This window comes from Streptococcus sp. F2, from assembly GCF_056500955.1.
Window position 1 is genome coordinate 1 of record NZ_JBWKAI010000018.1, and the last position, 16,708, is coordinate 16,708.

Below are 16,708 nucleotides of genomic sequence, written 5' to 3' on the forward strand. Positions count from 1 at the left end.
AAAATTATTGAATGCCAGATTGGTTCAACAATTTCCTGATACGATTGAAGAGATTGAAGCAAATGCTTTCTATTATAAAAAAGAAAAAGAGAAAGAGAAAGGTTTGAGCAAGGAGCAATGAGAAAAAAACTACTAGCTATTTTATTCTTCTTAAGTGTTTTCTGCTTAGTCGCTTGTGGTAGATCTATAAATGGAACTTATATTCAAAGAGGAGACGGCATTCAACGTCAGTTATCCATATCTGATAACAAAACCGCTAAGATGAAGATAAAAAACTTTTTATTTGGAACATACCATTTAAAAGGAACTATTAATCAACAGAAGAAAGAAATCCACCTCAAAGGAGAAAAATGGGGAGCTTCTGTTGATCTGGAAGGCACTTATGATTTTACTGATAAAGGGAACCTCGTTGTTACTCTAGAAGGTGAAACCATTTCTTTTGAGAGAGAAGAAAAGTAAATCAAAAAAGCAGATAAGGACTTGTCCTATCTGCTTTTTTGTTTCTTTATTTAAGAAATATCTTTTTTACGACTATAATAGTGACATTTGTTAGGTGCATCTAACCGTTCTTTTGCAAGTTGGTATTCAAGTGAAGAAATGATTTGAAGAGGATCATCGGCTAAACGAGCACCTTCAACTAACGAAATGTCTTTATTCCATAAATTAAGGTCGAGCGGAGTGAAAAATCTTTCAAATAAAGCAGTCATCATCACTTCTAATTTCTCTTCTCGACTAACTTGACTGATGTAGTAAGGATCATCACTAGATGCTTGCATCATCATTTTATCGAAAGCTTGAGGAGATAAATTCAAGGGATGGTGCCCATTTTCCATATCATCTTCCATAGTTCCGACTTGTTCTGTTATCTGACTGGTTAGTTTTAAGTAATGTTTATAATCATATTTAGAGCTTTGTTTAAGTAAGTAAGTTTCCATGTTAAATTTAAGTTTTTGAAGTTGTTCTTGCGTAAATAGTTTAGTACGGTTACGTTCAATAACTTTGGTAGGTGCATCTTGCCAATAATTCCAGCTTTCAAGAATTCTTTTGGCTTTTGTGTAAATTTTTTTAAAATTTTTTTGTGTATCGTCAATTCCAAAAAATGAAACCTGTTCAATAACAAATTGTTTAAGTGATTGCATTTCTTTCATAAGCTCTCCTTTTTTGTATTTAGTTTATATATTATTGTATCTAGAAATAGCTATTTTGTCAATATAACAAAAAACAACAGGGTTGATTCAAGTCTCTAGTGATGTTATTATAAGACTGTAAACAAGAGATATCAAAGCTCTCGTTTACAAAAAGATAAGAGACGTCTCATCAATATTACGAGCTGATTCTAGAAAAGCTCGAGAAAATTTTGAAATTAGTCACAAGGAGAAACTGTTCATGGCATTTAAAATGAAAACCACAAAAGGTGGTTACACCGCTACATTAGCTGATAAAATTATCAGTCAAAAGCAACCGATTTACTCACTCAGCACCGAACTTGAACCGCAACAGCGGTTTGAAGACGGGAAGCCAACAGGGGAAATAGTCGCTTACAAAGCATGGTTTGTGCAAGAAGGGCAAGACCCTTTTCAAGTGAAATTTGAAGAGTCGATTGAGCTTCCAACATTTCAATCTATGATTCAATTTGACACACTACAAGCTTGCGAAGTGAAATATAACATCTATTTCAAGGCAAAAGGTCTCAAAGAGGTTGGCTAATGACTTCACAATCTCATGATGTGCTGAACCGATCTTTCCTGCAATCTTACTTGCTCCAGAGTCTTAATATGGCCCTAGGAGCTTTGATACAGGGAGAAACCAGCTATACGAATTCCTTTAACATTATCATTCAAGAAGATGGCTTTGTCTTTGTCCCTCGCCTTCCGTGCGCCTATATTCTTGATGATGACTTATACAAGAAAATCTTTCTTATCGCCAATGCTTCCCTTTACCCTCAATTTACCTTATTAAAACAAAATGCAGCCTATTTTGTTCCTATGAATACTGATGATATGCACATTCAACGGGGGTTGTTTTTCCCATGGAGGAAGGGTATTTCTGAACGTTTGATTATCTCTGATCTTGATAAGTTTTCAGCTAGTTTAACAAATGGGAAAATTCCCATTATGAAAAATTTTGAACTCAACTTAGATAAGATTAATCATTGGGCAATTGCTGGCAATTCAGGCTCAGGGAAATCCTATGCTCTCACTTACTTTTTGAGTTTACTGAAGCATATGTCTGACTTGATTATCATTGACCCTAAATTTGATATACCAAGCAGGTGGGCAAGAGAAAATCAGATTACGGCTATCTACCCAGTTGAAAGCCGCTCAAAATCAGATTTTGTTTCACAAGTAAATGAACAATTAAGCCAGTGTCTGAATCTCATTCAGAAACGACAGGCCATTTTGTATGATAATTCCAATCATCAATTTACACATCTAACCATTGTCATTGATGAAGTCCTAGCCCTCTCAGAAGGAGTCAATAAGAATATCAAAGAAGCTTTCTTTTCTTTACTCTCACAAGTTGCTCTATTAGGACGAGTGACGAAAATTCATTTGTTTCTAGTTAGTCAGCGATTTGATTATAATACCATTCCAATTTCAGTCAGGGAACAGCTAAATGTTTTACTACAAATCGGAAATGTCAATAAGAAGACTACTCAATTTTTATTTCCAGACTTAGATCCAGAAGGGATTGTCATTCCAATGGGACATGGAACAGGTATAATTCAAGTTATTGACAATGAACACCCTTACCAAGTTCTCCCCTTACTCTGCCCAACCTACTACACTAAACGAGGTATCCTATGACCAATAAAACCTACTTTATGAGAAGTTTTAATCTCATACTATACTTATTTCTATTTGCTCCTATCTGTTCTGCATTTGGCTGGTTATTCAACTTTCTTTCAGTTCAATTAACCAACATCACATTTGTCAATCTAGATACGGTCAAAAGTACTACGGATATCATTGGTTCCGTTTGCCATAGAATTGCTCTTGTTTCTCTACTACTTGCCTTATTATTGGCTGGGATAGAGATGATACAACGATTGAAAACAGATAGTTTTTGGAATTACTGTCTATCAGTCTATTGCACCTTTTTATTAAGACACTTCCTTTTCCAGCGTGAACGAGTACAGAAAATAAGTAATTTTGAACACCAGATGGTTACCACTATCAACCCAATCCATAACGGATTTAACCGAGCTGTTCGCAAGTGTATTGTAGATATACGAAAAGATGCTATCACTATCTTTCTGAAAGTTCCTGGAGACCAACAGGGACAAAAAATCCTATCGGACATGGAAGCACAATTAAAAGAAGAGATTGTCAGTCAACACGGCGACTATTATTTCTCTTCTCCTGTTCGAGTTCATAATCAATTGTGGTTCACTGGTCAAAAACGTTAATTCCTTGGGGCTGTGGCTTGCGTTAAGCAAAAGCCAGACAGCCCCGTTTCTTACTTCTGCTATTGACTAATTGGGGTTACTACGACCCCCAATTAGTCAATAATCAATGATCATCGAAACCTTTAAAAATATTCCAAAAAGAAAGGAACCATTTATGTCAAAAGAAAAGCGTTCAAATAAGTGGGCTTTCCTTTTTTACAAGGAAAGTGCACCAGATAACTATTTAGACATCCTCGAAGAAATTCACATTCCCTTTGTATTATCGCCTTGGCACGATAAGGATATGGACAAAAAAACAGGAGAATTTAAAAAAGCACATAAACATGGAGTATTTTATTTTGATTCCCTCAAGAGTTACTCTCAAGTCTCTGAACTTATCAAAAATAAGTTAAATGGCCCTGCTCATGTTGAAATTGTGATGTCTCCTAAGGGAATGTATGATTATTTTACTCATGCAGAAAATCCTGAAAAAACACTTTACAATGTTGATGATATTGAAAGTGGCTGTGGATTTGAATTAGATAAATTCCTTATAGATAATCATTCTGATGAATTTTTAACTCTAGTTATAGATTTAATTGAAGAGCATAACTTTACAGAATTTAATAGCTTAGTTCGATATGCTAGGTCAGAAGATATTAGAATTCTTAATCTCATTATGAATAAAACTTATTTTTTTGCAAAATATCTTGATTCAAGACGACATGATTTAAATAATTTAGTAAAGGAGAAAAAGAATGATTCAAATTGTAACGAAAGATGATATTATGAAACTAACAGGTTATTCCAACTCTCAATCTAAGAAATTGATTCGAGAAGCAAAAGCACTATTAGTTTCTGAAGGCTTCCAATGGTATCAAAATAAGCGTATTAATCGTGTTCCTCTCAAGACTGTAGAAAATATTCTAGGCTTTGAGTTATCTCTTCAAAATGATATAATAGTATCCGTACAAGAAGATACTGCTCTTGAAAAAGGAGTTTGAAATGGCAGTAACTAGACAACAAAATAAAAAATGGAAGGTGGATATTAGTGACGGTTATGATGCCGTGACTGGTGAACAAAAACGTCACAGAAAAACAGATTTTAAAACACGCAAAGAGGCTGAACGATATGAGGCAGATTATCGTATCAATAAGCTACATCAAGTCAGTCATAAAGATAAAGTTTCTGTTTCCTATCTATATTCGCTCGTTCAAGAAGAAGATGAACTTCGAGGGAATAAGCGAGGAACAATAGATAGTCAAGAATCATACTATCGAGTATATATGTCCCAATACTTTAAAAATGCGGACATGCGAGCTGTGTCCACTACAGATATCAAAGAATATAGAAATTGGCTGAAAAGCCAACCTAGTGTAAAAGGTGGAACTCTCACCAATTCTCATGTTAATCAGCAAATGATTTTCGTCCATAAAATGTTTGATGTTGCAGTCGCAAATCGGATTCGACAAGATAATCCTTGCGATGGATTGAGACGATTGCCACAGCAACAAAAGGAAATGGCATACTATACACCTGAACAGTTTAAACAATTTGATGCACTATTTAAGGAGAATGAATACCAATTTCAACTCTTATATCGTGTCTTAATGTATACAGGTGTACGTATTGGAGAGGCACTGGCTTTGACCTGGGAGCAAATCAATCTTGAACATGGATTCATCGATATTAAATACTCTGCTTACTATCGAAATAATCAAGTTCATATCGACACAGTAAAAACCACACAATCCAATCGTCGGATTTACATACACAATGCTTTTGTAGAAGAATTGAAGATATGGAAAGCTATGCAACGTGATTTACTTCAAAAATTTGTAGACAATACCAATAGTCTGCAAATTTTTCAAACAAATCCAGAAGTGCTTACTAGTTCTGATGTCTCCAATTTTAGGGTTGTACTGAAAAAACGGTTCCCAAATGGTTTGAAGTTTATCCGCAATCATGACTTCAGGCATTCGCACGCAGCTTTCCTTATATCACAAGGTCTCAGAAACGGTGAAGGAAAAGACTATATCTTCTTTATTTTGATGAAACGATTAGGGCACTCCTCAATCAATACCACAATAAATGTGTACTCACATTTATTTCCTGCTCAACAAAAAGAAATAGCCTCTGCCTTTGAAAATTTTTAGTAATAAGGCAAAATAAGGCAACGAAAATTTAATAATAGGGTCTAAACCCTTGATACGAAAGGAATCTAGAAAATCTTATGATGAATATGCAAAACATGATGAAGCAGGCACAAAAGCTTCAGAAACAAATGGAACAAAAACAAGCAGATTTGGCTGCTATGCAATTTACTGGAAAATCAGCTCAGGACCTTGTCACTGCTACCTTTACAGGTGATAAAAAATTGGTTAGGATTGACTTCAAAGAAGCTGTTGTGGATTCTGAAGATGTGGAAACCCTTCAAGACATGACCACTCAAGCCATTAATGATGCCCTTGCGCAAGTTGATGAAGCGACTAAAAAAACATTAGGCGCTTTTGCTGGTAAATTACCATTTTAACAAACAAAACCTAGCTTGAGAACAATCTCAGGCTAGGTTTTTTATGAGTTAGTGTTTGTCTCTTGAGACAGTGTCCTCTTTTGCCAGTTCCAAGCAATACGATTTTTGGTGACAATGGGGACAGGTTAACTTTCTAGTTCGTGGCGTATGACCTGCTAGGGCAAATTCTGTCCATTTTGCTTCAAATGTTTGATGACAAGAAGGACAAATATAACAGATATTTTGGTAATACCAGTATAAGGTTCCTAGTAAGACTAAAAGAAACACCGGGATTAATAAATATTTCCAGACTGTCAATTGGAGAAAATAGGCTCCACCCACAAAAAGTAGAGTTTCCACTGTCAAACAGACAATTAAAGTAATAAAGCGTTTTTTCCAAGCTTTTTGATTTTTCATGCTAAGCGAAATGTCCATCAGAAAATCTAGTGACTGGGGGTCTTGTTTTCGAAGTCTGTCAAGTATCTTGACAGCTATGTCAACTTGTTGCTCTTTTGCAGTCAAGTCTTCCTTGGCAGTCGCAATATGATCAACTAGAAGCAATTCCAGCACCTGGGCTGCATTTTCCTCTGCTAAGACTTTGCGAATCTGCTCAATGGAAAATCCCAAATCGCGCAGAAAGCAGATTATGCGTAATTGTTCTAAATCAGAATCTGTATAGAGTCGCCGTCCACCTTCTGTCAATGCTGTCGGAGTCAATATTCCACGTTGGTCGTAGTATTGGACGGTTCGAGTAGAAACCCCAGCTAAGTTGGCCAATTCTCCAGTCGAATAGAATTGAGACATTTCCACACCTTCTTTCTATCATTTAGTGATCAAAAACGATTCGTGTGCACCCGACTCCCTCTTGATATGCCCCTATCTTATCAAATGACCTAGCGTTACAAGCAAGGGCTAACCCTAGAGGATTTTTTTATTTTTTAGAAATAGCAGAGCCTTTAGTCGAAAAATCCTCCCAAAGCTGCGAAAGGGTTATCGGTAATCATTTCTTCTTGATGGCTGAGATAGGCTTTGTTCGTATCTGTTTCTAAAAAAGACTCATAAATACCTGCTGTCATTCTAGCATCTTCTAAGCTGTTATGACCTCGACCCTTAATGCCTAAAAAGGTTGCGACCGTTTGCAAACGCAGGTTAGCAATCCCATTTAAGTCTGCGCTACGTCTATCGTAAGCTTCATCAAAGAGGTCAATCTGGTATTGGTCCCTTAAATCTAAGCCATTTTCAGCTAGAATAGGCAAGTCAGATTTTTGAGCATTGTAACCAATCAATGGTAATTCTCCGACAAAATCCTTGAAAGCAGTTATAACCTCTTCGACTTTTGGTGCCGCAGCAATCTTGTCAGACGTGATTCCTGTTAGGCCATTGATAAAGCTCTGTAAGGGAACATCTGTGTAAACATAGGTGTCAAAGCTGTCAACTTCTTTATGGTTGTCATATTTAACTGCTGATAGTTGGATGAGGTGACTAATCTCGTTAACCGTGTTAAATTCTAAATCAAAAGCAATATAAGTGTCTAGGTGTTTCATGTTTTCCTCCAAAAAAGACCCTTATAGGGCCTTAATCGTTTTTCTGATTATTTAGCAAACAAGCGTGTGAAAAAGCCTTTTTTAGGACCAACTTCAGCTTGAACTTCTTCGACTTGTAAACGAGCTTGGTCAGCTTCTGCTTTGGCTTCTTCTAATTCTAATTTAAGGGTTTCTTTGTCAGCCATGGCCTTAGCTGTCAATTGTTGTTGCTGATCCAATTGTTTATCTTTTTCAGCGATTTGCACGTCTTTAACACGCATTTGCTCATCTTTTGAGGCAAGTTGAGCATCTTTGGCTTTGAGTTGTTCATAAAGTCGCGTGATTTCAGTGTTTTTCTCATCCACAAGAATCTCTAAAAGCTCACGTTGTTTGGTCTCTTCACTGATAGGCTCATCGTCAAAAATCGTTTTTTTATAGATTTCTTCCAACTTAATAAGGCCACTACGCTTAACCACAGTGACTCCCTTATCATTTTTATCAAGATCTTCCTCGGGTAAAGACTTGACACGATTATTGACCGCCTGACGGCTCACTCCCAAAATGTCAGCTAGTTCACTAACTGTCTTTTCAATTGCCATATTTTCCTCTTTATTAATCACTGAATATTCTTACTAAAAATAGTAACATAATAGGAGTATTCTGTCAATTTGACCTCATTTCAGTCGTGCTAAAGGCATCCATTATTTCTTGAAAGCATTGTTAGATGAGTGGAAAAATAGTATGACATATTAGCTCATTTACATTACTATTAAATACCGTACCTTTATGATAAAATAAAGCTATGACACAATACGATACGATTATTATTGGAGGGGGGCCAGCTGGTATGATGGCCGCTATCTCCAGCAGCTACTATGGCTACAAAACTCTCTTGATTGAAAAAAACCGCCGCTTAGGTAAAAAATTAGCGGGAACCGGTGGTGGACGCTGTAATGTGACCAATAGTGGGAGCCTTGATGACCTTATAGCAGGGATTCCGGGAAATGGGCGCTTTTTATATAGTGTCTTTTCCCAGTTTGATAACCACGATATTATTGCCTTTTTCAAGGAAAATGGCGTCTCTTTAAAAGAAGAAGACCATGGCCGGATGTTCCCTACCACAGATAAATCTAGGACAATCATTGATGCTCTTGAAAAGAAAATTAAATCTCTTGGAGGCAAGGTACTAACCAACACTGAGGTGGTCTCCGTTAAAAAACAAGATGACCTCTTCTACCTCAAAACTGCAGACCAGACATTTAGCTGTCATAAATTAATTGTGACCACAGGAGGCAAGTCCTATCCCTCAACTGGTTCAACAGGTTTTGGACTTGATATTGCAAGGCATTTTAAATTGACAGTGACTGATTTAGAAGCTGCTGAGAGTCCTCTGTTAACTGATTTTCCTCACAAAGTCTTGCAAGGTATTTCCCTAGACGACGTTACTCTTAGTTATGACAAACACGTCATCACACACGACTTACTCTTCACTCACTTTGGCCTTTCAGGTCCTGCAGCTCTCCGTTTATCTTCTTTTGTGAAAGGCGGGGAAATAGCAGAGCTAGATTTTTTGCCACACTTATCAACAGATGACTTAACCGCTTATCTGAGTGATCAACGTGATAAAAACATCAAAAATGCTCTTAAAGGCCTACTGCCTGAACGAGTAGCTGATTTTTTATCAGAAGATTATCCCGAGAAGGTCAAACAACTCTCTCCAAAACAAGAGAAGGAATTGCTTGATAAACTCAAACACCTCCAGATACCCATTACAGGAAAAATGTCTTTGGCTAAATCTTTTGTGACCAAAGGAGGCGTGGATTTAAAAGAAATCAATCCTAAAACCTTGGAAAGTAAGAAAGTGCCTGGGCTGTATTTTGCTGGAGAAGTCTTAGATATTAATGCTCACACCGGAGGGTTTAATATCACTTCTGCCCTTTGCTCCGGCTGGGTAGCAGGGAGCCTGCATTACGACTAAAAATAAGAAGCTTAAGATTCTTTCTTAGGCTTTTTTGGTCACAATCACTATCAGAAGATTACAAAAAACCATAACCAGTTAAATATTTTTCTTGCATTTCTTATGAAATATTGTATAATGGATTTATGTTTTCTTAACTGGTTCATTACTGGTTAAGAAAATCCAGAGTGCTGATAGGAACTCTGGGATTATTAATATTATAGAAGGAGAAAGCAATGGCAAAGAAATCAAAAATTGCTAAATACCACAAGCAGCTCCAACTGATTGAACAGTACGCTGACCTCCGTCGCGAACTTAAAGCCAATGGTGACTATGAAGCACTTCGCAAATTGCCTCGTGATTCAAACCCAAACCGCTTGAAAAACCGTGACATGATTGATGGCCGTCCACACGCTTACATGCGTAAGTTTGGTGTAAGCCGTATCAATTTCCGCAACCTAGCGCACAAAGGTCAACTACCAGGAATCACTAAAGCTAGCTGGTAAGCTTACTTCACCTAAAGCAAACGATTATTTTGCAGGTAATTGTTTGACATATTAGTAATCATAGAAGCCAATTACTTATCATCATGACAATCCGGTATGCCAAGATACCGGGTTGTTTTTTGTGTCAATAATTGAACAACTGTCACCACAATACTTTCAAAAGTCCTAGGGTTGACTGGAAGAATACAAGTCAGCCAATCATAAGCTTGTCTATGTTTCAATGAGATTCTATGAAGTAATCGTCGCACTATTATCGGTTAACACAGAAAAAGCCTGCCTCTAGGTAGGGCAGACTACTTTCAAGATTAAACTTAAAATACCTTTAGAACTAATCTTTATGGAACTGGTCAAAGGTTAAGCTGGGCTTAGCATTCAAGTCCAAGCTGGCAAAGTGTTGCTTATCGTATTCGACAGCTGCCGCTAAGGCAATCATGCCAGCATTATCCCCACAAAGCCTTAGTGGCGGAATGACCACATCAATGTCAGTGATTTCCTCTGCTAAGCGTTCGCGCAAGCCCTGATTAGCAGCGACACCACCTGCTACCACCAACATCTTAGCTGGGTATTTAGCCAAGGCTTTTTTAGTTTTAGCTAATAAGATATCAAGAGCGGCAGCTTGGAAAGAAGCACATAAATCTTCCAAGACCAATTCTTCTCCTTTTTGCTCCGCATTGTGATGAAGGTTAATGAAAGCTGATTTAAGCCCAGAAAAGGAAAATTCCAAATGATCTTCCTTAATCATTGCACGAGGGAAATGATAGGTATCTTGCCCCTTATGAGCCAGTTGATCAATTTCACGACCAGCAGGATAGGTCAAGCCCATGACACGTCCCACCTTATCATAAGCTTCCCCAACAGCATCATCGCGCGTTTCACCAACAATATGATAGGAACCAGGTTCTGTGACATAAACCAATTCGGTGTGGCCTCCTGATACCAATAAGGCTAACAAAGGATAAACCAAGGGTTTTTGTTCACGCGCAGCCATGAGGTGTCCTGCCATATGATTGACTGGAATCAAGGGAAGGTCATTGGCCCAAGCAAAGGCCTTGGCTGCTGCTAAACCGACTAGGAGTGCTCCAACAAGTCCAGGACCATAGGTCACGGCAACTGCTGAAAGGTCAGAGGCCTGAATACCAGCTTCTTGCAAAGCATCCTCAAAGCAAGTGGTAATCACTTCTACATGGTGCCTGCTAGCCACTTCTGGCACAACACCACCAAAGCGTTTATGGCTCTCAACCTGACTTGCAATGATGTTACTCAATAAAATGTTATCGTTTTTTAAAATAGCAACGCTGGTCTCATCACAAGAACTCTCGACTGCTAAAATATACCTATCTGTCATGTTTTCCTTCCCGTTTCATCACCAAGGCCGCTTCAATAGGATCATGGTAATACGCTTGTCTTTTGCCGACAAGCTCAAAACCAAATTTCCGATACAGGCCTTGGGCTTTACGATTTGATTCCCTCACTTCTAAAAAAATATCGCCGATAATCTCATCTAAATGTCTCATCAACTGAGAAGCTAGTCCCCGACTTTGATGACTGGGTAAAACTGCGATATTAGTGATTTCTGTCTCTCCAATTAAGGATTGAATAGCTAAAAAAGCCAGCAACTTTCCTTGCTCTTCAATCAGAAAATAATCTGTTTGATCCTGTTGCATATCTGCCAAGACTTGCTCCAAAGTCCAAGGCGACTTTTCATAAGTCACTTCGAGGAGCTGGTGAATGGCTCTCGCTTTTTCTTCAAGTGTTTTCATCTTACACCCGCTTAATGTACTGGCTGTCATCACTCACTTGATGATCCTTCAACCAATTTTCTTCAGCCTCTACCCTCTTTAGGTATTGAGGAACAAAGGCATCTACATTTTCTGGTGCCAATCTTTGCCCCAAAAGACCGCATTCGTAGGCTGAAGGGAGGGTTGGCACGATTTTGGCTTGAGGTAGTTCCTCTTGAATGCGCTCAGCAAAAGGAGCCGTTTCTCCAACAAAAGTGAGATTAGCCTCCCCTTCTAATTGAGTCAAAATAGCCTCTAAAGACGAATGACTTTCTGGCAGAACTAGTTTCCCTTGTCGGTAGTAACCCACATAAGCATTTTGGCGTCTGGCATCAACTAAGGGCACTACCAAACTGTCTGGGTATTGCTGACAGGTTTGTGCTGCCAAGGCATATAAACTCGAGACGCCAACTAAATCGATGCCTAAACTGTAAGCTAGCATCTTGGCCGTCGCAACTGCTACTCGCAACCCTGTATAAGATCCAGGTCCTTGCGCCACCACAATCCTGTCCAAATCCTTGGGTTTGAGATCTACAGAAGCCATCAAAAAATCAATAGCTGGCATAAGGCTAATGCTATGATTTTTCTTGATATTAAGTGTCATGTCCGCCAAAAGCCGTTCATTCTCCAGGATGGCAAGGGAGAGGGTTTTATTTGAGGTATCAAATGCAAGTATCTTCATGTTTTGTCTTTCTAGTGCAATTTCTAGTTTCAATTATAACACAAATGAAGGGACAACATCAAAAAGGCTCTCCTAATAAGGGCTGAAGGGACTAATAAATTTGTCGAAACTTTTTACTAAAGGGTGACTTTATGGTATAATTCTAGTAATTGCACAGAATCAGGAATTAATCTACTACACAATAATGACATCATACTAAAACCGTCAAAACGATACATTCCTAGCGTTTTGACCTATTTGTTATTGTTTGGATAATTGATTCATAACGAAAGGACTATTGACTAAATGATTTATAAAGTTTTCTATCAAGAAACAAAAGACCAAAGCCCACGTCGCGAGAATACCAAGGCCCTATACCTTGATATTGATGCTACTGACGAACTTGAGGGCCGTATTAAAGCACGTAAACTCGTTGAAGAACACACTGGCTACAACGTTGAGTTTATCGAGTTACTTTCTGACAAACACCTCGATTACGAAAAAGAGACTGGTGTTTTTGAATTAACGGAGTTCTAAGATGACAAATATCAGTTTAAAACCTAATGAAGTTGGGGTTTTTGCCATCGGTGGTCTCGGGGAAATCGGAAAAAACACTTACGGGATTGAATACCAAGACGAAATCATCATCGTTGATGCTGGTATTAAATTCCCAGAAGACGACTTATTGGGAATTGACTACGTTATTCCAGACTATTCTTATATTGTTGATAATTTGGATCGGGTTAAGGCCCTTGTCATCACACACGGTCACGAGGACCATATCGGTGGGATTCCTTTCCTCCTCAAACAGGCTAATATCCCTATCTATGCAGGACCTTTAGCCCTCGCCCTCATCCGTGGGAAATTGGAAGAACACGGTCTCTGGCGTGACGCTACGGTTCACGAAATCAATCACAACACTGAACTAACCTTCAAAAACATGAGTGTAACCTTCTTTAGGACGACTCACTCCATCCCAGAACCCCTTGGTATTGTGATTCATACCCCACAAGGAAAAATCATCTGTACAGGGGACTTTAAGTTTGACTTTACCCCAGTAGGAGACCCAGCTGACTTGCACCGTATGGCTGCGCTGGGTGAAGAAGGCGTTCTTTGCCTACTCTCTGATTCGACCAATGCGGAGGTCCCAACCTTTACCAATTCTGAAAAAGTCGTTGGCCAGTCCATCTTGAAAATTATCGAAGGCATTCATGGACGCATTATCTTTGCTTCCTTCGCTTCAAACATCTACCGTTTGCAACAGGCTGCTGAAGCTGCTGTCAAAACTGGGCGTAAAATTGCTGTCTTTGGACGATCAATGGAAAAAGCCATCGTTAACGGGATTGAACTTGGCTACATCAAGGTTCCAAAAGGCACCTTTATTGAAGCAAATGAGCTTAAAAACTACCATGCCAATGAAGTATTGATTATGTGTACAGGTAGTCAAGGGGAATCAATGGCTGCGCTTGCTCGTATTGCCAACGGGACGCATCGCCAGGTTAGCTTACAACCAGGCGACACGGTTATTTTCTCATCTAGCCCAATTCCAGGAAACACCACAAGTGTCAACAAACTGATCAACACCATCCAAGAAGCTGGCGTTGAAGTTATCCACGGAAAAGTGAATAATATCCACACGTCAGGGCACGGTGGCCAGCAAGAGCAAAAACTCATGCTGCGCTTGATTAAACCAAAATATTTCATGCCTGTTCATGGGGAATACCGTATGCAAAAAGTCCACGCAGGACTCGCTATGGATACCGGTATTCCAAAGGAAAATATCTTTATCATGGAAAACGGCGACGTCCTTGCCTTGACAAGTGATAGTGCTCGTATTGCAGGTCATTTCAACGCACAAGACATTTACGTTGACGGAAATGGTATTGGCGATATTGGTACAGCTGTCTTGAGAGACCGTCGTGATTTATCAGAAGATGGTGTTGTTTTAGCTGTTGCTACTGTTGATTTTGAGACTCAAATGATTCTCGCTGGACCAGATATTCTAAGTCGTGGCTTCATTTATATGCGTGAGTCAGGCGACTTGATTCGCGAAAGCCAACGGGTGTTATTCAATGCTATCCGTATTGCCTTGAAAAACAAGGATGCCAGCATCCAATCAGTCAACGGGGCCATTGTCAACGCCCTTCGTCCGTTCCTATATGAAAAAACCGAACGTGAACCTATTATTATTCCGATGGTCTTGACACCGGACAAAGACTAATATCTTTACACGAGTTTAACCACTCGTGTTTTTTGTTGTCCTCTCATCAAGCGATATTCGGTCCTAACTTATTAAATGAAATTGACATATTTTTCCCATCAAAAAAAGGATTAACGACAAAACCAAATGCAAGGTTTTTAGTAATCCTTTTTCTAATGTCTCAATTATTTTGTGACTGCTTAATGATACTCCCGTCGATATTGGTCTGCTTCTTCTTGGGTAGCTAAGACAAAATGGCCTGGAGTAATCTCATGCATCTGACGTTCTTGGCCGTCCAATTCTTGACTTGGATCATACACATCAGCCACCCGCTGACGTTCTTTGTCTGGATCTGGCTCAGGAATAGCCGAGAGTAGGCTCTTGGTATAAGGATGAATAGGGTGATTATAGACATCATCTGAGGTCCCAATCTCCAACATTTTACCCCAGTGCATGACTCCGATACGGTCAGAAATGTATTTGACCATTGACAAGTCATGGGCAATAAAAAGATAGGTCAATCCACGTTTGTGCTGAAGCTTTTGCATCAAGTTAACCACCTGGGCCTGAATCGACACATCGAGAGCTGAGATAGGTTCATCAGCAATGATAAATTTAGGTTTCACTGCCAAAGCACGGGCAATCCCAATCCGTTGACGTTGACCACCAGAAAATTCATGAGGGTAACGTGTCAAATGGTCCTTATTCAACCCAACCAAATCAAGGAGTTCTTGCACGCGGTCTTCTCGTTCTGCCTTTGAAGCTGTTAGTCCATGAATATCTAGCCCTTCTGCCACAATATCTCTGATTTTCATACGGCCGTTAAGACTAGCCTGAGGATCTTGGAAAATCATCTGAGCATCCTTACGAAAGGTCCGCAAGTCTTTCCCTTTCAAATGAGAAACGGTTTCACCATTAAAAATAATTTCCCCTTCATTAATATCATAAAGCTTTAAAATGGCGCGACCAACAGTTGTTTTTCCTGATCCAGATTCCCCAACCAGTCCAAACACTTCCCCTTCATAAATATCAAAGCTCACATTATCAATGGCTTTGACTTCGTTTTTCTTTCCCTTATTGAAAGTTAAGGAGACATTTTTTAACTCTACTAATTTCTTTCGATTATCATTCATTTAGCTTGCCTCCTTCTCGTTTTTGCCATTTTGCCCATCGTTTTTGAATTTGAACTGGTGGAGTGACTTTGGGCGCTCGCTCATCTAATAACCAAGTTGCCGCATAATGGGTGTCGCTGACCTTAAACATCGGCGGAGCCTCCACATGATCAATATCCAAGGCAAATTCATTGCGGGCTGCAAAAGCATCTCCCTTAGGAGGATTAAGCAAGTCAGGCGGCGTTCCAGGAATAGATTCTAAACTCCCTGAGGTGGTATCTGTAGTTGGCATAGAATTAAGCAAGCCCCATGTATAAGGGTGTTGTGGGTTATAAAAGACTTCATCCACCGTTCCATACTCAACAATTTTTCCAGCATACATTACCGCGACACGGTCAGCCATACCAGCCACAACTCCAAGGTCATGGGTAATGAAAATAATAGACGATTCCGTCTGTTGTTGGATTTCTTTCATTAATTTCAAGATTTGTGCCTGAATGGTAACATCAAGCGCTGTGGTCGGTTCATCAGCAATCAGGATTTCTGGATTAGCTGCAAGAGCGATAGCAATCACAGCACGCTGACGCATCCCACCTGACCACTGATGTGGATAATCATTAATATGCTCTTCAGCATTTGGAATACCTACTTGATGCATCAATTCAAGGGCGCGACTCAAGGCTTCTTGCTTACTAATATTCTCATGAATCAAAATAGCTTCAGCAATTTGCATTCCGATTTTCATCGTTGGATCGAGACTGGTCATTGGGTCTTGGAAAATCATGGCAATTTCTTTACCACGTACCTTAACCCATTCTTCTTCCTTAAGGGCATTGAGTTTTTTTCCTTTAAAATCAATCTCCCCAGAAAGGTTAGCATTTTTAGCATTTAAGCCCATCAAGGTCCTAGTGGTCACTGATTTTCCTGATCCAGATTCCCCAACAATCGCAAGCGTTTCTCCTTTTTTGAGATCAAAACTAATATCGCGAATAGCTTTCACATCCCCTGCATAGGTTTTGAAATCAACGTGGAGGTTTTTAACACTTAAAATGGTTTCGTTTGTCATTTGT

At 39.2% G+C, this 16,708-nt stretch carries 21 protein-coding genes; 12 read left to right on the top strand and 9 right to left on the bottom strand.

What is annotated here, in order from left to right:
• The first annotated feature begins 117 nt into the window (after positions 1-117).
• Positions 118-459 carry a hypothetical protein gene (locus ACYTR8_RS06560; protein ID WP_431979560.1) on the top strand — a complete coding sequence of 114 codons (342 nt, stop codon included), beginning with the start codon at positions 118-120 and terminating at the stop codon, positions 457-459.
• A gap of 50 nt (positions 460-509) precedes the next feature.
• On the opposite strand, the gene ACYTR8_RS06565 is transcribed toward ACYTR8_RS06560, so the two are convergent.
• Positions 510-1,148 (bottom strand): hypothetical protein, encoded by a 639-nt coding sequence (locus ACYTR8_RS06565; RefSeq protein ID WP_368385071.1) that lies wholly within the window; start codon positions 1,146-1,148, stop codon positions 510-512.
• A 238-nt stretch (positions 1,149-1,386) separates the two neighbouring features.
• Here ACYTR8_RS06565 and ACYTR8_RS06570 point away from each other — a divergent pair, with 238 nt between their 5' ends.
• From ACYTR8_RS06570 to ACYTR8_RS06600, 7 genes are all read left to right on the top strand, one after another.
• Positions 1,387-1,707, top strand: coding sequence for a hypothetical protein (locus ACYTR8_RS06570; protein ID WP_317613345.1), 321 nt, complete (start codon positions 1,387-1,389; stop codon positions 1,705-1,707).
• A complete protein-coding gene (locus tag ACYTR8_RS06575; RefSeq protein ID WP_317613346.1) occupies positions 1,707-2,807 on the top strand; it encodes an AAA family ATPase in 1,101 nt (366 codons plus the stop codon). The genes ACYTR8_RS06570 and ACYTR8_RS06575 overlap by 1 nt, the downstream gene beginning before the upstream one ends.
• Entirely contained in the window at positions 2,804-3,409 is a 606-nt protein-coding gene (locus ACYTR8_RS06580; protein ID WP_368385073.1) for a hypothetical protein, read from the top strand. The genes ACYTR8_RS06575 and ACYTR8_RS06580 overlap by 4 nt, the downstream gene beginning before the upstream one ends.
• A 154-nt stretch (positions 3,410-3,563) precedes the next feature.
• Complete coding sequence (locus ACYTR8_RS06585; protein WP_368385076.1) at positions 3,564-4,172, top strand: replication protein; 609 nt, start codon at positions 3,564-3,566, stop codon at positions 4,170-4,172.
• Complete coding sequence (locus ACYTR8_RS06590) at positions 4,147-4,392, top strand: DUF3173 family protein (protein WP_002982972.1); 246 nt, start codon at positions 4,147-4,149, stop codon at positions 4,390-4,392. The genes ACYTR8_RS06585 and ACYTR8_RS06590 overlap by 26 nt, the downstream gene beginning before the upstream one ends.
• A 1-nt stretch (position 4,393) precedes the next feature.
• The gene (locus ACYTR8_RS06595) at positions 4,394-5,545 is read left to right on the top strand and encodes a site-specific integrase (RefSeq protein ID WP_368385074.1); all 1,152 of its coding nucleotides are present in this window, start codon (positions 4,394-4,396) and stop codon (positions 5,543-5,545) included.
• Between the two features lie 77 nt (positions 5,546-5,622).
• Positions 5,623-5,922, top strand: a complete 300-nt coding sequence (locus ACYTR8_RS06600) for a YbaB/EbfC family nucleoid-associated protein (protein ID WP_479640112.1) — start codon at positions 5,623-5,625, stop codon at positions 5,920-5,922.
• 48 nt (positions 5,923-5,970) lie between these two features.
• Here the strand turns inward: ACYTR8_RS06600 and ACYTR8_RS06605 are convergent, their stop codons facing one another.
• The 3 genes from ACYTR8_RS06605 to ACYTR8_RS06615 form a co-directional block, all read right to left on the bottom strand.
• The gene (locus ACYTR8_RS06605; RefSeq protein ID WP_269760003.1) at positions 5,971-6,705 is read right to left on the bottom strand and encodes a MerR family transcriptional regulator; all 735 of its coding nucleotides are present in this window, start codon (positions 6,703-6,705) and stop codon (positions 5,971-5,973) included.
• A 152-nt stretch (positions 6,706-6,857) separates the two neighbouring features.
• The gene (locus ACYTR8_RS06610) at positions 6,858-7,445 is read right to left on the bottom strand and encodes a 3'-5' exonuclease (RefSeq protein ID WP_143927942.1); all 588 of its coding nucleotides are present in this window, start codon (positions 7,443-7,445) and stop codon (positions 6,858-6,860) included.
• A 47-nt stretch (positions 7,446-7,492) separates the two neighbouring features.
• Positions 7,493-8,023, bottom strand: a complete 531-nt coding sequence (locus ACYTR8_RS06615; protein WP_111717589.1) for a DUF536 domain-containing protein — start codon at positions 8,021-8,023, stop codon at positions 7,493-7,495.
• Positions 8,024-8,226: 203 nt separating this feature from the next.
• Here ACYTR8_RS06615 and aao point away from each other — a divergent pair, with 203 nt between their 5' ends.
• Complete coding sequence (gene aao, locus ACYTR8_RS06620; RefSeq protein WP_479641897.1) at positions 8,227-9,402, top strand: aminoacetone oxidase; 1,176 nt, start codon at positions 8,227-8,229, stop codon at positions 9,400-9,402.
• Positions 9,403-9,617: 215 nt separating this feature from the next.
• Positions 9,618-9,887 (top strand): 30S ribosomal protein S14, encoded by a 270-nt coding sequence (rpsN, locus tag ACYTR8_RS06625; protein ID WP_003052772.1) that lies wholly within the window; start codon positions 9,618-9,620, stop codon positions 9,885-9,887.
• A 328-nt stretch (positions 9,888-10,215) separates the two neighbouring features.
• On the opposite strand, the gene tsaD is transcribed toward rpsN, so the two are convergent.
• From tsaD to tsaB, 3 genes are read right to left on the bottom strand one after another with little or no spacing between them, the layout of a single operon-like run.
• The gene (gene tsaD / locus ACYTR8_RS06630; protein WP_003056674.1) at positions 10,216-11,232 is read right to left on the bottom strand and encodes a tRNA (adenosine(37)-N6)-threonylcarbamoyltransferase complex transferase subunit TsaD; all 1,017 of its coding nucleotides are present in this window, start codon (positions 11,230-11,232) and stop codon (positions 10,216-10,218) included.
• A complete protein-coding gene (gene rimI / locus ACYTR8_RS06635) occupies positions 11,222-11,647 on the bottom strand; it encodes a ribosomal protein S18-alanine N-acetyltransferase (protein WP_111717594.1) in 426 nt (141 codons plus the stop codon). Before rimI ends, tsaD begins: the two co-directional genes overlap by 11 nt.
• A 1-nt stretch (position 11,648) precedes the next feature.
• Entirely contained in the window at positions 11,649-12,347 is a 699-nt protein-coding gene (gene tsaB / locus ACYTR8_RS06640) for a tRNA (adenosine(37)-N6)-threonylcarbamoyltransferase complex dimerization subunit type 1 TsaB (protein WP_443597501.1), read from the bottom strand.
• Between the two features lie 285 nt (positions 12,348-12,632).
• On the opposite strand from tsaB, the gene ACYTR8_RS06645 reads away from it, so the two are divergent.
• Together ACYTR8_RS06645 and rnjA are read left to right on the top strand one after the other, a co-directional pair.
• Positions 12,633-12,863 carry a DNA-dependent RNA polymerase subunit epsilon gene (locus tag ACYTR8_RS06645; RefSeq protein ID WP_003056704.1) on the top strand — a complete coding sequence of 77 codons (231 nt, stop codon included), beginning with the start codon at positions 12,633-12,635 and terminating at the stop codon, positions 12,861-12,863.
• A 1-nt stretch (position 12,864) separates the two neighbouring features.
• A complete protein-coding gene (gene rnjA, locus ACYTR8_RS06650) occupies positions 12,865-14,547 on the top strand; it encodes a ribonuclease J1 (RefSeq protein ID WP_003056700.1) in 1,683 nt (560 codons plus the stop codon).
• 179 nt (positions 14,548-14,726) lie between these two features.
• Here rnjA and ACYTR8_RS06655 read toward each other — a convergent pair whose 3' ends face one another.
• A complete protein-coding gene (locus ACYTR8_RS06655) occupies positions 14,727-15,659 on the bottom strand; it encodes an ABC transporter ATP-binding protein (RefSeq protein WP_111717596.1) in 933 nt (310 codons plus the stop codon).
• Positions 15,652-16,704 carry an ABC transporter ATP-binding protein gene (locus ACYTR8_RS06660; RefSeq protein WP_269760648.1) on the bottom strand — a complete coding sequence of 351 codons (1,053 nt, stop codon included), beginning with the start codon at positions 16,702-16,704 and terminating at the stop codon, positions 15,652-15,654. Before ACYTR8_RS06660 ends, ACYTR8_RS06655 begins: the two co-directional genes overlap by 8 nt.
• Positions 16,705-16,708 lie beyond the last annotated feature (4 nt).

Excerpts from the sequence above, each read along its gene's own strand:
- ACYTR8_RS06560 (WP_431979560.1), top strand. The coding sequence starts at position 118 with ATGAGAAAAAAACTACTAGCTATTTTATTCTTCTTAAGTGTTTTCTGC.
- ACYTR8_RS06565 (WP_368385071.1), bottom strand. The coding sequence starts at position 1,148 with ATGAAAGAAATGCAATCACTTAAACAATTTGTTATTGAACAGGTTTCA.
- ACYTR8_RS06570 (WP_317613345.1), top strand. The coding sequence starts at position 1,387 with ATGGCATTTAAAATGAAAACCACAAAAGGTGGTTACACCGCTACATTA.
- ACYTR8_RS06575 (WP_317613346.1), top strand. The coding sequence starts at position 1,707 with ATGACTTCACAATCTCATGATGTGCTGAACCGATCTTTCCTGCAATCT.
- ACYTR8_RS06580 (WP_368385073.1), top strand. The coding sequence starts at position 2,804 with ATGACCAATAAAACCTACTTTATGAGAAGTTTTAATCTCATACTATAC.
- ACYTR8_RS06585 (WP_368385076.1), top strand. The coding sequence starts at position 3,564 with ATGTCAAAAGAAAAGCGTTCAAATAAGTGGGCTTTCCTTTTTTACAAG.
- ACYTR8_RS06590 (WP_002982972.1), top strand. The coding sequence starts at position 4,147 with ATGATTCAAATTGTAACGAAAGATGATATTATGAAACTAACAGGTTAT.
- ACYTR8_RS06595 (WP_368385074.1), top strand. The coding sequence starts at position 4,394 with ATGGCAGTAACTAGACAACAAAATAAAAAATGGAAGGTGGATATTAGT.
- ACYTR8_RS06600 (WP_479640112.1), top strand. The coding sequence starts at position 5,623 with ATGATGAATATGCAAAACATGATGAAGCAGGCACAAAAGCTTCAGAAA.
- ACYTR8_RS06605 (WP_269760003.1), bottom strand. The coding sequence starts at position 6,705 with ATGTCTCAATTCTATTCGACTGGAGAATTGGCCAACTTAGCTGGGGTT.
- ACYTR8_RS06610 (WP_143927942.1), bottom strand. The coding sequence starts at position 7,445 with ATGAAACACCTAGACACTTATATTGCTTTTGATTTAGAATTTAACACG.
- ACYTR8_RS06615 (WP_111717589.1), bottom strand. The coding sequence starts at position 8,023 with ATGGCAATTGAAAAGACAGTTAGTGAACTAGCTGACATTTTGGGAGTG.
- aao (WP_479641897.1), top strand. The coding sequence starts at position 8,227 with ATGACACAATACGATACGATTATTATTGGAGGGGGGCCAGCTGGTATG.
- rpsN (WP_003052772.1), top strand. The coding sequence starts at position 9,618 with ATGGCAAAGAAATCAAAAATTGCTAAATACCACAAGCAGCTCCAACTG.
- tsaD (WP_003056674.1), bottom strand. The coding sequence starts at position 11,232 with ATGACAGATAGGTATATTTTAGCAGTCGAGAGTTCTTGTGATGAGACC.
- rimI (WP_111717594.1), bottom strand. The coding sequence starts at position 11,647 with ATGAAAACACTTGAAGAAAAAGCGAGAGCCATTCACCAGCTCCTCGAA.
- tsaB (WP_443597501.1), bottom strand. The coding sequence starts at position 12,347 with ATGAAGATACTTGCATTTGATACCTCAAATAAAACCCTCTCCCTTGCC.
- ACYTR8_RS06645 (WP_003056704.1), top strand. The coding sequence starts at position 12,633 with ATGATTTATAAAGTTTTCTATCAAGAAACAAAAGACCAAAGCCCACGT.
- rnjA (WP_003056700.1), top strand. The coding sequence starts at position 12,865 with ATGACAAATATCAGTTTAAAACCTAATGAAGTTGGGGTTTTTGCCATC.
- ACYTR8_RS06655 (WP_111717596.1), bottom strand. The coding sequence starts at position 15,659 with ATGAATGATAATCGAAAGAAATTAGTAGAGTTAAAAAATGTCTCCTTA.
- ACYTR8_RS06660 (WP_269760648.1), bottom strand. The coding sequence starts at position 16,704 with ATGACAAACGAAACCATTTTAAGTGTTAAAAACCTCCACGTTGATTTC.